19 protein-coding genes are annotated in these 14869 nt (G+C 52.4%); 6 read left to right on the forward strand and 13 right to left on the reverse strand.

Translation table 11 applies throughout. From position 1 onward, the window contains the following. The first annotated feature begins 57 nt into the window (after positions 1 to 57). On the forward strand, positions 58 to 1233 hold the full coding sequence (locus tag GT3570_RS14345) for a MalY/PatB family protein (protein WP_033026176.1): 1176 nt from the start codon (positions 58 to 60) through the stop codon (positions 1231 to 1233). Positions 1234 to 1640: 407 nt separating this feature from the next. On the opposite strand, the gene GT3570_RS14350 is transcribed toward GT3570_RS14345, so the two are convergent. From GT3570_RS14350 to kapD, 3 genes are all read right to left on the reverse strand, one after another. Then, positions 1641 to 2162, reverse strand: a complete 522-nt coding sequence (locus tag GT3570_RS14350) for a superoxide dismutase family protein (RefSeq protein ID WP_011232403.1) — start codon at positions 2160 to 2162, stop codon at positions 1641 to 1643. A 58-nt stretch (positions 2163 to 2220) separates the two neighbouring features. Continuing rightward, the gene (locus tag GT3570_RS14355) at positions 2221 to 2436 is read right to left on the reverse strand and encodes a hypothetical protein (protein ID WP_011232404.1); all 216 of its coding nucleotides are present in this window, start codon (positions 2434 to 2436) and stop codon (positions 2221 to 2223) included. A gap of 76 nt (positions 2437 to 2512) precedes the next feature. After that, on the reverse strand, positions 2513 to 3133 hold the full coding sequence (kapD, locus tag GT3570_RS14360; RefSeq protein ID WP_011232405.1) for a 3'-5' exonuclease KapD: 621 nt from the start codon (positions 3131 to 3133) through the stop codon (positions 2513 to 2515). 371 nt (positions 3134 to 3504) lie between these two features. Between kapD and GT3570_RS14365 the strand changes: the two genes are divergently transcribed. From GT3570_RS14365 to GT3570_RS14375, 3 genes are all read left to right on the forward strand, one after another. Further along, entirely contained in the window at positions 3505 to 3942 is a 438-nt protein-coding gene (locus GT3570_RS14365) for a hypothetical protein (protein ID WP_011232406.1), read from the forward strand. Between the two features lie 20 nt (positions 3943 to 3962). Next, on the forward strand, positions 3963 to 5285 hold the full coding sequence (locus GT3570_RS14370) for an ArsB/NhaD family transporter (RefSeq protein ID WP_062898901.1): 1323 nt from the start codon (positions 3963 to 3965) through the stop codon (positions 5283 to 5285). 121 nt (positions 5286 to 5406) lie between these two features. Then, complete coding sequence (locus GT3570_RS14375) at positions 5407 to 5754, forward strand: YuzC family spore coat inner layer protein (protein ID WP_011232408.1); 348 nt, start codon at positions 5407 to 5409, stop codon at positions 5752 to 5754. A gap of 259 nt (positions 5755 to 6013) precedes the next feature. Here the strand turns inward: GT3570_RS14375 and GT3570_RS18795 are convergent, their stop codons facing one another. From GT3570_RS18795 to GT3570_RS18800, 3 genes are all read right to left on the reverse strand, one after another. Further along, positions 6014 to 6166 (reverse strand): hypothetical protein, encoded by a 153-nt coding sequence (locus GT3570_RS18795; RefSeq protein WP_014196648.1) that lies wholly within the window; start codon positions 6164 to 6166, stop codon positions 6014 to 6016. 60 nt (positions 6167 to 6226) lie between these two features. Then, complete coding sequence (locus GT3570_RS14380; RefSeq protein ID WP_062898902.1) at positions 6227 to 6601, reverse strand: hypothetical protein; 375 nt, start codon at positions 6599 to 6601, stop codon at positions 6227 to 6229. A 689-nt stretch (positions 6602 to 7290) separates the two neighbouring features. Beyond that, positions 7291 to 7449, reverse strand: coding sequence for a hypothetical protein (locus GT3570_RS18800; RefSeq protein WP_011232413.1), 159 nt, complete (start codon positions 7447 to 7449; stop codon positions 7291 to 7293). Positions 7450 to 7622: 173 nt separating this feature from the next. On the opposite strand from GT3570_RS18800, the gene GT3570_RS14385 reads away from it, so the two are divergent. After that, positions 7623 to 8228 (forward strand): biotin transporter BioY, encoded by a 606-nt coding sequence (locus GT3570_RS14385; RefSeq protein ID WP_011232414.1) that lies wholly within the window; start codon positions 7623 to 7625, stop codon positions 8226 to 8228. A gap of 109 nt (positions 8229 to 8337) precedes the next feature. On the opposite strand, the gene GT3570_RS14390 is transcribed toward GT3570_RS14385, so the two are convergent. The 3 genes from GT3570_RS14390 to GT3570_RS14400 all read right to left on the reverse strand — a co-directional run bounded on the left by GT3570_RS14390 (position 8338) and on the right by GT3570_RS14400 (position 11742). Beyond that, positions 8338 to 9336 carry an inorganic phosphate transporter gene (locus GT3570_RS14390; RefSeq protein ID WP_011232415.1) on the reverse strand — a complete coding sequence of 333 codons (999 nt, stop codon included), beginning with the start codon at positions 9334 to 9336 and terminating at the stop codon, positions 8338 to 8340. A gap of 18 nt (positions 9337 to 9354) precedes the next feature. Further along, complete coding sequence (locus GT3570_RS14395; RefSeq protein WP_011232416.1) at positions 9355 to 9975, reverse strand: DUF47 domain-containing protein; 621 nt, start codon at positions 9973 to 9975, stop codon at positions 9355 to 9357. Between the two features lie 273 nt (positions 9976 to 10248). Further along, positions 10249 to 11742 carry a leucyl aminopeptidase gene (locus GT3570_RS14400; RefSeq protein WP_042381615.1) on the reverse strand — a complete coding sequence of 498 codons (1494 nt, stop codon included), beginning with the start codon at positions 11740 to 11742 and terminating at the stop codon, positions 10249 to 10251. A gap of 184 nt (positions 11743 to 11926) precedes the next feature. Between GT3570_RS14400 and GT3570_RS14405 the strand changes: the two genes are divergently transcribed. Then, entirely contained in the window at positions 11927 to 12736 is an 810-nt protein-coding gene (locus GT3570_RS14405) for a cobalamin-binding protein (protein ID WP_014196655.1), read from the forward strand. Positions 12737 to 12753: 17 nt separating this feature from the next. On the opposite strand, the gene GT3570_RS14410 is transcribed toward GT3570_RS14405, so the two are convergent. From GT3570_RS14410 to GT3570_RS14420, 4 genes are all read right to left on the reverse strand, one after another. Further along, a complete protein-coding gene (locus GT3570_RS14410) occupies positions 12754 to 13392 on the reverse strand; it encodes a 3D domain-containing protein (RefSeq protein WP_014196656.1) in 639 nt (212 codons plus the stop codon). A gap of 227 nt (positions 13393 to 13619) precedes the next feature. Beyond that, a complete protein-coding gene (locus GT3570_RS14415) occupies positions 13620 to 13943 on the reverse strand; it encodes a YuiB family protein (RefSeq protein WP_014196657.1) in 324 nt (107 codons plus the stop codon). Between the two features lie 126 nt (positions 13944 to 14069). Then, on the reverse strand, positions 14070 to 14207 hold the full coding sequence (locus GT3570_RS18805) for a YuiA family protein (protein ID WP_011232421.1): 138 nt from the start codon (positions 14205 to 14207) through the stop codon (positions 14070 to 14072). A gap of 124 nt (positions 14208 to 14331) precedes the next feature. Further along, positions 14332 to 14835 (reverse strand): NUDIX domain-containing protein, encoded by a 504-nt coding sequence (locus GT3570_RS14420; RefSeq protein WP_042381601.1) that lies wholly within the window; start codon positions 14833 to 14835, stop codon positions 14332 to 14334. Between the last annotated feature and the right edge of the window lie 34 nt (positions 14836 to 14869).

Consider the following 14869-nt stretch of genomic DNA (forward strand, 5'->3'; position numbering starts at 1 on the left):
TTCGATGAAGGGAAAGGACCGCATCGTTCGCGTGCTGAGAAAGGAGAAGGCGCGATCATGTTTCCGTTCGACCGCGTCATCGACCGCCGGGGCACGCTGTCGGTGAAATGGGATGACGTTCATCGCGTGTTCGGCCGCGAAGACGTATGGCCGATGTGGGTCGCCGACATGGATTTTCCCGCACCGAAAGAAGTGCAAGAAGCGCTGCGGCAACGGGTGGAGCACGGCGTGTTCGGCTACACTGTCATTCCCGATTCACTCAAAGAAGCGGTGTGCCAATGGCTTGAACGCCGTCATGACTGGACGATCGATCCGTCTTGGCTCGTGTTTGCCCACGGCGTCGTGCCGGCGGTCGCCGCCGCCATCGAAGCGTTTTCCGAACCAGGGGATCGCATCATCGTTTTTTCCCCGGTCTACCGGCCGCTGTTTGATCTCGTCCGCCGCCATGACCGCACGCTTCTGTTCAGTCCGCTGCGCCTTGAGGAAGACAACTATGCGATCGACTGGGACGACTTGGAGCGAAAGCTGCCCGATGCCAAACTTCTCATCCTTTGCCATCCGCACAACCCGGGAGGCAAATCATGGACAAAAGAAGAACTCGAACGGCTGGGAGAACTTTGCCTCAAGCACGGCGTCTTCGTCCTTTCCGACGAAATCCACGCCGATTTGACGCTCCCGCCAGCCAAACACACGCCGTTTGCCTCCCTCCACCCAGAGCTGGCCGCGCAAAGCGCCACGTTCCGCGCGCCGACGAAAACGTTCAACCTCGCCGGTTTGCAGGCAGCGGAAGTCATCCTTCCCGACGAATCGCGGCGCCGGGCGTTCCGCCGCGTCCAGCAGCGGCACGGCTTTTTTACGCTGAATGCGTTCGCCATCGTCGGAGCGGAAGCGGCCTACCGCCATGGCGGACCGTGGCTTGACGCCTTGCTTGATTACTTGCGGCAAAACATCGACATGACGGTTGCCTATTTAGCGGAACACTTGCCGCCGCTTCGCCCCGTCCGGCCGCAGGCGACGTATCTTGTCTGGATCGACTGCCGCGGCCTTGGCCTTTCCGAGGCGGAGCTGAAGCGTCGGCTCCTTGAAACAGGAAAACTCGCCGTCGAGTTCGGCAGCAAATTCGGCCAGGAAGGCGTCGGCTTCATCCGTTTGAATATCGCCTGCCCGCGCCCGACGCTGGAGGAAGGGCTGCGGCGGCTGGCGACGGCGCTGCGCTATATAGATGCAATTTAAAGCTTTAACATTTTTCGTTTTTACCGGTCATTTCATCCAACTGTCGAGTGACCGAACAACACCGCTTAAAGACCCATGAATGGGTCTTTAAGCGAGTCGTTGTTCGGTCTTCCGTCACGCCTTAGCGTGACGGAGGCAAGCCTACGGCTTGCCTTCGACAGTCAAAAATGGATGAGCCACTTTTCCGTCAAGGATATGTTAAACGATTTCGTTGCATCCTATATAGCTTTGCACCAAAGAAGAGCGGCCAAGCGGATGGCGAAAGGGAAAAGAAGCAGCGCCGGACCCGTTGCTCCGTTCCGCCATCCATGTGCAGCAGAAGCTGTGCAACCGTCACTTTCTCGCATTTGCCATGCGAAGCGTTGCCCCGGCAACGTGAAACAGGGGCCCGCGCGCGAGCCCCTGTTTCACGACGACTTGATTTCCCCGCAGGCGATCCGTCCGCCGGCGTCTCCCGCCGGCTGGGTCATGCCGTCGTCTTTCTTGGCGTGAATGACGATCGATGTTCCGTCTTTCGTAAGCAGCGAGCCTTTCTCTCCTTCTTTCAGCGTCACATTGGGCGCCTTCAACTCGACGTTGACCGTGCCGTCATCCTTCACAATAATGTTCGGCAAATCGCCGGCATGCGCCCCCTCCGGGTGGAGAAGGCCGTGCTTTTTCCCGTCCGGATTGTAATGACCGCCGGCCGATTGGAAATCGGGCGGTTTGCAGCTTCCGTTTTCATGGATGTGAATGGCGTGCTCTCCCGGCGGGAGGCCTTCCAAGTCAAGCTTCAGCCGCACCCCTTCCGCCTGTTCAGTCAACTCGATCGTACCGATCGAATCGCCATCCGCATTGATCATCTCCACCGTCCGGCTCGTTCCATTCTCTTGGCCGCAGCCGGACAACACGAGCGCTGCCGCCAGCACCACACCGTACGTTTTTCGCAAGACGAACCACCCTCCAGCATCACTTGTTATCCGCCAGTATTGCCGGAGGGGGGCTCGTTTATACTCCGGGCGGCTCCTTCCGTTCCTCTCGTTTTCCAAGCAGCTGTTCTTCGAGCCGCTTCGCTTCCTTCTCCTGCCGCCGGGAGATGATGATGATGAGCCGCATCGTGAACACCGCCATCAAGAAGAAGACAGCAAACGAAATGGCTGCGGGAATGTATTCACGTTTGTCTTCTGGAAAGTACAAAAATAAATTCAGCACCGATGGCCACATAAGGAAACAACCTTTCTGCCTAAAAAATCGTCCACTTTCTATTATAACATAAAAAAGCCGCCGCCAACGCAGCCGGCTATAAAGCGAATTTTTTTCGCAGCTGGGTCAAATCAATCCGTTCTCCAATCGTCGGCGGCTTTGTCTTCGCCAAATATTTTTTGTCGTTTTCCACCAGCCGGAAAATCGTATACGCGGTGAACGCATCATCGAGCGCGCAATGGGCTTTTCCAACTGCCTCATTGCCGTACTCTTGCACCGCCTTGCGCAGCGCGGTTTGGTTTTTGTTGCCGAAAAACCGCTTATACTCCATGGCTAAATCACGATGCTCGCCCGTGAATGGGAATTCCACTTGCGCCGATTGGCAGTTTTCCCGGAGCACTTTCATATCCATGCTCCCCCACGTCATCACTGTCGTCGGGCGTTCGCGGTCATATTGCCGAAGCAAGGAAACCAGCTCATAAAAACTCATTCCGCGGTCGATTTGTTCTTGGGTGATGTTGAGAAACGACTTGCACCGTTCCGTGAGCTGCGGAAAGCGGAGCGGCTTCACATAGGAAGAAAATTGGCCGATGATCTGATCGTCAACAACCGCGACAAGGCCGACTTCAATAATTTCCGGGCAAAACCCGTTCGGGTTTGTTTTCGTCTCCGGCATCGTAAATTCAAAATCGAGAAACAAATATTGCGGGCTGTCCATCGTCGCTTCCCCCCTTTCCGGCACGCTGTTGCCGTCCGTCTTACTATTATTATATCACGCAGAAGCGATTGTTTATTTCTTTTTTCAGAAAATGGCGAAAAAGAGGCGGATGCCGTAGGAATCAACGAAAGCCTTGGCGAAAAAGAAGAAGGGCGGATGGACGCTTCCCATTCAAGCCAATCGTTTTTTCTCCCCCACCCTTTATAAGATCCGCGAAAAACAACCATTTCCCCTAAACCGATGGTTCTTGAGTGAAGAGAAGAGCAGCATTTATAAGGTTGATGCATTGAAGAAATGCTATGGTTGAGCCGCATTTCCTGTTAAATCACCAGCCTTCTATGATATGATCAAGAAAAAGGAGGGTGGATGGGATGAAAAATGTCGTGATTCATCAGATTGTTACATGGATTTTCACCGAAGACCAACTGCGGGCGTATTGGAAAAAACAGAAGAAGAACCTTCCGTTCAGCGGGCTGACGGACCGCCAGTACATGAAACTGGCTGAAGAAATGCTTGAACATTCCTCGCACAGCCAACTTGAGCAGCATGTGCTCGGCGGCCGCTGGCGCACAAAAGATGAAGCGGAAGGAAACGTGATCGCGGAAGACGAATCGCGCGACGACATCCATGTCGAGATCATTGACACCAATGCTCCAGCCGAACCGAGGCGGCGGATGTTGATGGATCGGGTGCGCGAAATCCCTTGTCCGCATTGTTCATTTACGTTTTATGTTCGTGAAGCCGCCAGCGAGCGCAGTGATTGGACATGCCCGGCGTGCGGGAGCGGTTTTCACAACATGACGACATAACTGGAAAGGGAGGAGTACGAATGGATCATTCTGCCGCACACGTGTCAAATCTTCAATATTATTTTGCCATTGCCGTTTTCTTGGTTGTATACGCGATCATCATTTCTGAAAAAATCCACCGCGCGGTCATCGCCTTGCTCGGGGCGGCGCTCATGGTCATCTTCGGCATCGTTGACATCGAAAAAGCGTTCACCCACCATATTGAGTGGGGAACGATCACGCTGCTGATCGGAATGATGATCTTGGTCGGCATTACGAGCAAGTCCGGCTTTTTTCAATACATGGCCATTAAAGCAGCGAAACTCGCCAAAGGCCGCCCGGTCCGCATTTTGGTGATGCTTTCACTGTTGACCGGGCTGTTGTCGGCGTTTTTGGACAACGTGACCACCGTGCTGCTTGTCGTGCCGGTGACGTTTTCAATTACACGGATGCTCCAAGTCAACCCCGTTCCCTATTTGATTTCTGAAGTGCTCTTATCCAATATCGGCGGCACGGCGACATTGATCGGCGACCCGCCGAACATTATGATCGGCTCGGCGAACAAGCATCTCGATTTCAACGCTTTCTTGTTCAACTTGACGCCAATCGTCATCGTCATCGCCATTGTGACGGTCGCGCTGCTCGCATTCGTTTACCGCAAGCAGCTGAAAACCGATCCTGCGTTGATTCAAAAGCTGATAGAGCTTCGCGACGCCGATTATATTCAAGATGCGAAGCTGATGCGCAAATCGGTCGCCGTGCTCGGGCTGACCATCCTTGGCTTTATTTTTCATTCGGTCATTCATGTCGATGCGGCCGTCATCGCCATGACCGGAGCGGTCGTGCTCATGCTCATCGCCGTGCCAGAGCATGAACTGGAGGATGTCTTTCATTCGATCGAATGGGGCACGATTTTCTTTTTCGCCGGTCTGTTCGTCTTGGTCGGTGGGCTCGTTGACATCGGCCTGATCAAATCATTGGCCGAAAAAACGCTCGATGTCACTGGCGGCGATATTTCCACGGCCGCTTATTTCATCCTTTGGCTGTCCGGCGTCGCCTCAGCGACGATCGACAACATCCCGTTCGTCGCCACGATGATCCCGCTCATTCAAGATATGGCAGTCGGCATGGGACTGTCTCCAGACGCCCCGCAGATTGACGTGCTTTGGTGGGCCTTGTCTCTTGGCGCCTGCCTCGGCGGAAATGGAACGCTCATCGGCGCCTCCGCGAATGTGATTGTCGCCGGCATCGCTTCGCGCGAAGGGCATGGCTTTACGTACGTTGATTTTTTGAAAATCGGCGCGCCGCTCACGCTCATTGCCTTGCTCCTGTCGCATGCCTATTTATGGCTGCGCTATTTGTAGCGTCCCGCCTGCGCAATGCATAAAGAAGGAGCGAAATCGCCCGTTTGGCTTCGCTCCTTTTTGGCTGTTTGCACATATCGTAATATCGGATTCCATTTCCGGAAAGGAGGCGCAAGCAGCCATGTTCACCCCGTTCCCGCGGATGCCGGCCGGCCCGTACCCTCCGATCGACCCGGCTCTCTTTTCCCAGTCCGCCGCCACGGCGCAGACGCTGATGAACGATGCTGCCACCGTTTTGAAAAAACTGGCCGAGTCCCGTTCGTTCGCGGCCTCGGTCATGTCGGCCGCCCAAGAAGGAAAAACGGATGAAGTGAAGCGCCTCATCCGCTCGCTTGGCATCCGCTCGAAAACCGATGTGTATTTCAATCCCGACGGCATCCGCCTGACGTTGTCGCCGCCCCCCGGCGCGTTTCCGTGCTGCCAGCTCGTCATCGGCTTGCGTTGGAACGTGTTTCCGCCTTTTAGGTGAGTCTCGTCTTTCACCCTGATCGTTTTGGAATCTTTTCCATTCACCGCTTCGATCGAGGCGGGCGCCGCTTCCAGACCATGCATGGCGCTGGAAGCGGTGTTGTCGTTTGCGCCTTACCGCGCTAGGCAAAGCGGGCAGATCAAAACGGTTGTTGATCCGGCCCAAAAAAGACAGCGATCATCCCATCGCCGTCCAGCGCCTAAACAAACTTGCCGGGCACCGCGCCCGGCATTCCCTTCCGTTCACACTGCGCATCCGATTACGTACGTCGATAGATGATATCACCGACAATGATCGTGATCAAAGAAATCAACATCGTCAGCTTGACCGCCTTGTAGTCTAAAAAGCGCAGCACTTGTTCTTCAAACATGTAGACGAAAAAGAAAATAACCATCAGCACGGCAACAAACAAGACAAACCTTTTTTTCGATTCATGGAAACCGGTTCTCCTTCATCAGAATGCATCCAACATTCAGGCTTTCTCTACATTTTTCTTATTAGAACGGAACAAACAGACGAATAGCGGAATGACGTAAACAAGCAGCGAAAGGCCAATAAACGTTGTGGGAATCCCAAGGTTGTAAAAATATCGAATGCTTTCATTCTTCTCAATCAGCCAATATCCAAGGCCAACAGAAACGGCAGACATGCAAAGAACACTAAAGAGGATTTGTCGAATCGATCGGCAGATGATCGTCAGGCAAACGACGACCAACAAATAGAGAGTCCAAAAGACATAATCCGGATATTCGTCCTTTTTCATGTTTATGCTTTGATAATAGTTAATCAGGAATAATGACGGGGAGAAGAACAAGGTAAACAGTATAAACTTTATTCTCTTGGTCATAAAGATTCTCCTTGGTGCTCCGTCATTTGAATCCGCCACATCCATTTTTATTCGCCTTCGGTTAGGCAGGATGACTTGAACCTTTTGCATAATCGCTACTTTTGAATATGGTTTTTAATCTCATTTAGCAATTTCATGATTTCCTCATTTTGTTGTGTCATTCTTTTTAAATCTTTGGTTGCAAAAAGAACATAGTAAACCACGAAAACGAACAAACCGATCAAAAACAATACAATCAAAACGATCTCTAACAAATTGAGTTCACCCTTTATTTATTCTGAAAAGAGTAAATCCTCCAGGTAATTATTATATTTTATGGTCTGTTTGGGTTTTTCATAGAACTTTTGACGCTACCTCAGTCTCTTACCAAGTACACGTTATGGTAAATAAACTATATATTTACAATTAAAATCTTACTGGAAATAAAAAAAAGGAACTTTATTACCATATCAAAAATAGGTATTTATTCATAAAAATCAATAAATTCATTTTCTTCTCTTTTCATGCCGAAAAACCCATTGAAAAACGAGCACGACATTCGAGCCGGCAGCATTTTATCAGAACGACAAGACCACTCTAAGGGAACTCGATGGGGAGGCGGCCATCTTTTTTCGCTCGATCCTCCGGCTTTTTCGAGGCGCGAATCGGTCCAAGACGTTTTTCTTTCCTGTCGATCCGCACCCCTTCTTTTACGCATTGCCGTTTTCATCCGTCGGCTGCCGAGCCCCGATTTCCGCCGGGGTGCGCAAATCGTAGCCGTCGTCGTGTTTGCTTGTATGGATGATGTCTTCGTTCGCCCCCATTTTGCTCGCCCGCTTCAGTTCCTCATCCGGCACGAACCGATCCATTGACAAGACCTCCTTTCACGCTCCTCGCCGCGTTGTCCGCATGAAGCGCTCGAGGAGTCGTTTTTCTTATCATCCCCCCAAGCCGCTTTATCATCCGCCGAAAAAAAGAGGATTGACAGCCTAGCGGTTGTTCGGTACGATTTTGTTAACGGACAAAAAAAGGGGGTTTACATATGGAAGGACGGACTTCACTTCGACCGATTGACATGACGCTCGCCGCCATGTTCGTCGCCTTGATGGCGATCGGGGCGAACATTACGTCGTGGGCGCCGTTTCTTGTCGTCGGCGGTGTTCCCATTACGCTGCAGACGTTTTTCTGCGTCTTGGCCGGAGCGGTGCTCGGGCGGCGGCTCGGTGCGGTGGCGATGATTGTGTACATGCTCGTCGGCCTCGCCGGCGTGCCGGTGTTTGCCAAATTCAACGGCGGACTGTCGATGATTTTCCAACCGACATTTGGCTTCATTCTTTCGTTTATCGTTGCCGCTTATGCGACCGGATGGGTCATCAACCGCGGCCCGCAGCCGGCGTCAAAAGCTCGTTTCGTCACCGCCGCACTCGTTGGCATGGTCATCAACTATGTCATCGGCACGAACTGGATGTACATGGCGTACAAACTATGGGCGGAAGCGCCGGAAGGGCTTTCGTACGGCATGGTGTGGGGCTGGATGCTTGCCCCGCTGCCGAAAGACATTTTGTTGTCGATCGTCGCCGGCTTGATCGCCCCAAGGATTTGCCGGGCGATCGGACGCTCCTCCGCCGCGGACCGTTCGGCGGCCTAAACACGAAAAGAGTCTGACCCAAAAGGGAAATTTTCCTTAAACAAAACACAACATAGGAAAAACAATAAGAAAGGGTGTCCCGATCTGTTGGGACACCCTCTTTCATTCGTTAGAAAAATAAACGGAGAACCTGGTACACAAACCCAGCAATCAACGCTGACACTGGCAAGGTGATGATCCATGTCAGCACAATGCGGCGAGCGACGCCCCATTTGACGCCTTTCACCCGTTGGGCGGCGCCGACCCCCATGATGGCCGAGGAAATGACGTGCGTCGTGCTGACTGGCAAGTGGAACATCGTCGCTGAAAGAATGACGAGTGCGGACGACAAATCAGCCGCCGCTCCGTTGATCGGACGAATTTTCATAATTTTTCCACCGACCGTTTTAATGATCTTCCACCCACCAACAGCCGTTCCCAATCCCATGGCCAAGGCGGCAGAAATGCGCACCCATTCAGGAATGTCGGTCGTCGCGTGGTATCCTCCGGCGATTAACGCCATCGTAATGATCCCCATCGCTTTTTGAGCGTCGTTTGTTCCGTGCGTATACGCCTGAAACGCCGCGGTCACAATTTGAAACATCCGAAAGCCCCTCGTCGTGCTGTATAAGTTGGCGTTTTTAAAGATAAAACGAAAAATGCTCATAATGATAAAGCCGACCCCTAACGCCAAAAACGGGGAAAGAATCAGCGATTGTAAAATTTTCAAAAACCCGCCGTAATTCAAAATCCCAACCCCAGCCGCGGAAATCGCCGCTCCGGCGACCGAACCGATGATCGCGTGCGAAGAGCTGCTCGGAATGCCGTAATACCACGTGATCAAATTCCAGGCAATGGCTGATGTCAACGCTGCTAAAATAATGAGTGGTCCATTTTCTAGCGCAAACGGGTCGACAATGTCTTTCGTAATCGTTTTTGCGACGCCGGTAAAGGTGAGCGCGCCGATAAAGTTCATCGTCGCAGCCAAAATAATGGCTTGACGCGGCGTGAGCGCCCTTGTCGACACCGATGTGGCAATGGCGTTGGCCGTATCGTGAAAGCCGTTGATAAAGTCAAACGCCAATGCGAAAATGACGATGCAGATCGTTAAAATCAGGATCGTATCCATAAACACAGCGTCCCCTTTTTATGCGTTGCGCATGATAATCGTCTCTAACGTATTGGCGACATCTTCACAACTGTCGGCAATCTCTTCCAACATTTCGTAAAGCTCTTTGTATTGAATGATTTTAATCGGGTCTTTTTGCGTCACAAACAAGTTTTTGATCGACGCGCGCAAAATTTCGTCGCACTTCGTTTCATAGTCCTTGATTTTAATGGCATGTTGGCGCATATCGAGCAATTTTTTGTTCGCAAGCAGTTCGAGGGCGTGAACAATTTCAATCGTGCTTTGATAAATATAGTCAAAAAACTTCACCATATGTTCATCAATGTCCGTGAACGAAAACATTTCAAACCGCGCTGAACATTGCTCAAATCCGTCAAGCACATCGTCCATTTTCATCGCCAACTGGTGGATGTCTTCCCGCTCGATCGGCGTAATGAACGTTTTGTTCAATTGGACGACCAGTTCATGGATGAATGAATCGCCCTTTCGTTCGTACTCTTTCATGACGCGGGCAAATTCTTTCAAGTCGCTTACGCTTTGAATTTTATACTCGACAAAATATTGCGCCGCTTCCTTCACATTTTCCGAAATCGTAAACAACATGTCGAAGAAAACGTCTTTTTTCGGTGAAAAAATCATATCGGACACCCTCCATTTGCGAAATCAAAATCACCGCTACTTATTGTAACAATTTACACAGCATTTACAATAAGACAACAAAAAACTTTACATGAAATTTACACTACATTTACATTCTGTTCGCTTTTCCTGCTATGTACTAAGTAGCGTGCCAAACAAAAGCAGAAGCTATGCACGTCCGCTTCGGCTCGTTCGCTGCCGGCATACCCCGCCCTCACACTGGGCGCCTCTGCGCCAAGGCAGCGCCTGTCGATCAGCCTGCCGGCGTTCGTTTTATTCAAACCGCTCGACAAACGCGGTGAGCGTGCGCACCATCACGCCTGTCGCCCCAGCCGGACCGAGGTCGCCGTCTTTCTTTGTGGCGGCCGTGCCGGCGATATCCAAATGCACCCACGGCGTATCTTCCGCAAATTCGCCGATGAACGCCCCGCCCATAATGGCGTGTCCTTCCCGCCCCGGAGAATTGTTCAAGTCGGCGATTTTGCTGCTTCGCACCCGCTCGCGGTCGTTTTCTGTAATGGGCAGCCGCCAAATGAACTCCCCGGTTTCCATCGACGCTTCAAGCAATTGCTCAAACAGCTCCTCATTGTTCGTCATCGCGCCCGTTTTGTCCGTGCCCAAGGCGACGATCACTCCGCCCGTCAACGTAGCGACATCGATGATATAGCTGGCGCCGTGCTGTTTCGCATAGGTCACCGCATCGGCCAAAATGAGCCGTCCTTCCGCATCCGTGTTTTTCACTTCAATCGTTTTTCCGGACAGCGACGTAATGACATCGTCCGGCTTGAACGCCTCGCCGCTGATCATATTGTCGGTCGCCGGAATGACGGCGAGCACGTTTTGTTCCGGCCGCAGTTCGCCGATCGCTTCCATCGCCCCGAGCACCGCCGCCGCGCCGGCCATATCGGTTTTCATGTCGACCATGCTGTCGCGCGGCTTCAAACAATAGCCGCCCGTATCGAACGTCACCCCTTTGCCGACGAGGGCGATCACGTCTTCCCACTCGTCTTTTCCTTGGTATTTTAAGACGATCAGTTTGGGCGGCTGTTTCGAGCCTTGATTGACGGCCAAAAGCGCTCCCATGCCGAGCCGCTCCATGTCTTCTTTCTCCAAAACTTCATAGTCAAAATCGTATCGGTTCGCGAGCTTCACGGCATAATCAGCCAAATCCGACGCCGTCAGCAAATTCCCCGGCGTATTGACAAGCGTGCGCGCCGAATTCGTCGCCTTCCCGTATACCGAACCGACAAACAAGCTCGCTTCAATTTCCGCCGCTTCGGCCGCCGTGTAGACGATGAGCGATTCGAGCTGGTAGTCCGGTTGTGACTTTTTCTGCTTATACCCAGGGAATTCATACGTCGCCAAGTGATAGGCTTCCGCCAAGGCGTGCGCCGCTTCGTTTCCATCGACGGCCTCGGTCGTAAACGTGTCCAGCGCGACCGCCGCTTTCGTCCGCTTCGCCTGCTTCAACGTGCGAAACAGCTTGCCGAACACCTCGCGCAGCCGCTCAAACGTCAACTCTTCTTTTTTTCCGAGACCGACGAAATACAGCCGCTTCGCCCCCATCGGCAAAAATGGATGAACGGTGGCGATGCGCCCCCGCTTCGCGGAAATATCGCCTTCTTTCTGCAGTTCCGACAGCCGTCCGCCAAGACGGGCATCGTATTCGCCGGCAAGGCCGCTCCATGAATTCGCCCCTTCAAACAAACCGACGACAAGCGCTTCATCCCGTTCCTTTGCCGACGGCAAAGGTTTTACCGTAAACATCGTCTCATCCCTTTCCATGTTGATTCATTCCCACCTTCATTATAGCGAAGCAAAGCGATTCTTTCGACTATCTAACTTTTCTCTCCTTGCGTTCATGCAAAAAAATCAGCTGAAACGGACAGGAAATCACGCAGGGCAAGGCGAATCCGTAATCATCACGACGATTTAGAAAGGACCGACGCTGATGAGAATCGTTTCCCTTTGTCCAAGCAACACCGAACTGCTCGCCTATCTCGGCCGCCTTGACGATGTCGCCGCCGTCGACGATTCGTCCGACTGGCCGCCGGAAGTGAAGCAGCTGCCGAAAGTCGGGCCGGATCTGCGCATTGATATGGATCAAGTCGAGGCGCTCAAACCGGATCTCGTCGTCGCATCCCTAAGCGTGCCCGGCATGGAGCGCAACGTCGAGGAGCTCAAACGGCGCGGGCTCCCGCATCTCGTGCTGGCGCCGAATTCGCTCGATGACATTGCCAACGACCTTCTTCGGCTTGGCGAGGCGCTTGGTGAAACGAAAAAAGCGGCCGAACTCGTCCGCCGCTATCATGACGTGCTTGATTGGCATCGCGAGCGGGCCGCATCGGCTGAACCGTCCCGCCTTTATTGGGAATGGTGGCCGCGGCCGATCTTCACACCGGGCGGCGCCAACTGGCTGAGCGAACTAAGTGAGCTCGCCGGCGGGCGCAACATTTTCTCCGACATCCCGCAAGCGAGCGTTCAAACGGAATGGGACGACGTTCTCGCCCGCAATCCGTCGCACATCTTGCTCGTTTGGGTCGGCGTGCAGACAAAAAAAATGAACCGAAAAGCGGTCACAACTCGTCCGAACGCCGAACAGATCGAAGCAGTCCGCACCGGAAACATCTATGTTTTGGAAGAAGCGCTCTATTGCCGTCCGTCTCCGCGCCTCTTGGTCGGATTAAAAAAATTGGCGCCGCTTTTGCATCCGGCGCTGTTTCCTCCCGCTGACGACAGCGATCCGCTCCTTGGCGGCTGACGGGCGGGAGCCCTCCTTTAACTTTTCGATTCCAAATATTGCTGCCGGAACACTTGCATCGTTTCATCTTCGTTCAGCCGCTTCAACTCTTCTTCTGACAGCTTGCCGTCCCCTTTTTGGATAATGTAAACTTGCACTTTCCTTTTTCCCCAATATTTATAGACATCTTCTACGGTTTCGTAATATAAATCAAGACGATGGCCTTTGATCGCCCCGCCTTTGTCGGCGACGACGCCGAACCCGTATCCGGGGATGAACAAAATCGTGCCGATCGGAAAGATCGATAAATCGGCAGCAATCGTCGAATAAAGGTCGCGCTTAACGCGGACGCCGGAGTACGTGATGCCATACTCAGGGTGATCGGGCGTTTTCCCGGTCGATTCAATGCCGGCTGTATAGCCGGTGGCGACCACTTCAACGGAAGGATATTTTGACCAGTCAAAATGATCCTCAAGCCGCAAAACGGAGCGGCCCCCGTTTTTCGCGAGCTCTTTCATTCCCCAAACGGGCTGATGATCCATCGATAAAGCGCTCGGAAAGGGATGGAGAACCGTCTTCGCGTCAACCCCGGAAACGGACTCGAATGTCGCAAAGAGCGCCGCCAAAAACAGCAGCGTCATCGCGGTTCGGCGCACGAACTGCCTAAACCCATTCAATGCTCTCAACTCCTCTCACACCTCTATTTATCTCCATCCAAAATCGAAATATTCATTGCGAATGAGACAAAAAACGAAAAAACCGTCCATGAACAACCTCATTGTGAAACCCGAGCGCAAAGCTTGTGCGTTTTGCCAAAAACATACACGAACCGACGTTGTGATCCGCTCGGGCGCTCATCAGCGCTGTTCACAAAAAAAACGCCCCTGCCCAAGGCAGAGACGCTCTAAAACATTTGATACCCTTTCGCCCGCAGCGTGCGGATCGCCCATCCGGCGCAAAGAGCGCCGGCAAATCCGCTTGACAAAATCAACAGATCCGCCGCCGCCAGCGAAGTGATTTTCCGGCCGAGCGCGGCGAACGCCTCGGACGGTGCGGTGAAATAGCGCGTCAACGGCACATCATCAATAATGAAAACCGCAATCAACGGAAAGCAGACCGCTGTAATCCATGTCATGCGCAGCAACATATTCACCAAAAACCCAATGCCAAAAAACAACACAAAAAATAAAACCATCGAAATCAAAACAACCGGCAAACTCATTTGCATCCGCCCTTCACCTCCCGTACACCCGTTTTCAGTGTACTGGATCGGGCGGATGACCGTCAATGTTCGTTCTCTTCTTCATGATCGCCTGATTGGTTCCAAACGATGTTTCATGTCTTCAGACGAACGTCAATGATCGTCATCCTCTTCGTGATCGCTTCCCGTTCCTTGGCAACTGTAGCACGTTTCCGATCCGCCCAAAAGCAGCTGAACGTATCCATGCCCCTCGCAGTACGGGCAGTCGTTCATTGTCAATGTTTTTGTCATCGATGTTCCCCTCCGTTTCTTTTCTTGTTAATATATCAAAATTTTCTGTAAAAACAAACAGCGATTCTCCCCCATTTTCGTTCGTGTAAGCGGATACATCTTTCGATCGCTTTTATTTTCTTGACTATTCTTTCAATTTTGATGATTCAAAGTAAAGGCGGTATTTCGTGTAGCCGAACGGATCGCCGGGATTGAGTCCGTCATGCAGAGAAAGGGAATCAAGCGGCTCGAGCGCCAACAAATAGCGAAGCAAGCCTGATGTGTTCGGATCATTCTGAAGCGCCGTTTTGCTGAAAAACGCGGCGGCATACAGCTCATCCGTCTGCACGACGATGTCGCGCGAGAGCGGGCGCAACAGAAAAATCGCCATATTGTCGCTGATCTCCCCAGCGATGACGCCGGTGCGCAAGCCAAGAAGCGCGACCGGTTCGGCGTCGATCCCCGTTTCTTCCTTCACTTCCCGAACCGCCGCCTCATCGAGCATTTCCCCCGGCTGGACGAACCCGGCCGGCAGCGACCATTTGCCTTTTAGCCCGCTGTATTTTTTCTTGACAACGAGCCATTCCCCATTCTCGTTTATGACCAGTCCGGCCGCCGCAATCCAAACGTTTCCTCGTTTGTTGTCCATCGTCCTCATCCTTTTCTCCCTATCGTTATGCACC

The organism is Geobacillus thermoleovorans, assembly GCF_001610955.1.
Taxonomy (GTDB): domain Bacteria; phylum Bacillota; class Bacilli; order Bacillales; family Anoxybacillaceae; genus Geobacillus; species Geobacillus thermoleovorans.

Coding starts and splice junctions, on each gene's coding strand:
- kapD (WP_011232405.1), bottom strand. CDS start 3,133: ATGGACAGCCCGCAATATTTGTTTCTCGATTTTGAATTTACGATGCCG.
- GT3570_RS14390 (WP_011232415.1), bottom strand. CDS start 9,336: ATGGATACGATCCTGATTTTAACGATCTGCATCGTCATTTTCGCATTG.
- GT3570_RS14405 (WP_014196655.1), top strand. CDS start 11,927: ATGAGAATCGTTTCCCTTTGTCCAAGCAACACCGAACTGCTCGCCTAT.
- GT3570_RS14420 (WP_042381601.1), bottom strand. CDS start 14,835: ATGGACAACAAACGAGGAAACGTTTGGATTGCGGCGGCCGGACTGGTC.
- GT3570_RS14415 (WP_014196657.1), bottom strand. CDS start 13,943: ATGCAAATGAGTTTGCCGGTTGTTTTGATTTCGATGGTTTTATTTTTT.
- GT3570_RS14395 (WP_011232416.1), bottom strand. CDS start 9,975: ATGATTTTTTCACCGAAAAAAGACGTTTTCTTCGACATGTTGTTTACG.
- GT3570_RS18800 (WP_011232413.1), bottom strand. CDS start 7,449: ATGGATCGGTTCGTGCCGGATGAGGAACTGAAGCGGGCGAGCAAAATG.
- GT3570_RS14345 (WP_033026176.1), top strand. CDS start 58: ATGTTTCCGTTCGACCGCGTCATCGACCGCCGGGGCACGCTGTCGGTG.
- GT3570_RS14355 (WP_011232404.1), bottom strand. CDS start 2,436: ATGTGGCCATCGGTGCTGAATTTATTTTTGTACTTTCCAGAAGACAAA.
- GT3570_RS14400 (WP_042381615.1), bottom strand. CDS start 11,742: ATGTTTACGGTAAAACCTTTGCCGTCGGCAAAGGAACGGGATGAAGCG.
- GT3570_RS14385 (WP_011232414.1), top strand. CDS start 7,623: ATGGAAGGACGGACTTCACTTCGACCGATTGACATGACGCTCGCCGCC.
- GT3570_RS14370 (WP_062898901.1), top strand. CDS start 3,963: ATGGATCATTCTGCCGCACACGTGTCAAATCTTCAATATTATTTTGCC.
- GT3570_RS14365 (WP_011232406.1), top strand. CDS start 3,505: ATGAAAAATGTCGTGATTCATCAGATTGTTACATGGATTTTCACCGAA.
- GT3570_RS14380 (WP_062898902.1), bottom strand. CDS start 6,601: ATGACCAAGAGAATAAAGTTTATACTGTTTACCTTGTTCTTCTCCCCG.
- GT3570_RS18805 (WP_011232421.1), bottom strand. CDS start 14,207: ATGACAAAAACATTGACAATGAACGACTGCCCGTACTGCGAGGGGCAT.
- GT3570_RS14375 (WP_011232408.1), top strand. CDS start 5,407: ATGTTCACCCCGTTCCCGCGGATGCCGGCCGGCCCGTACCCTCCGATC.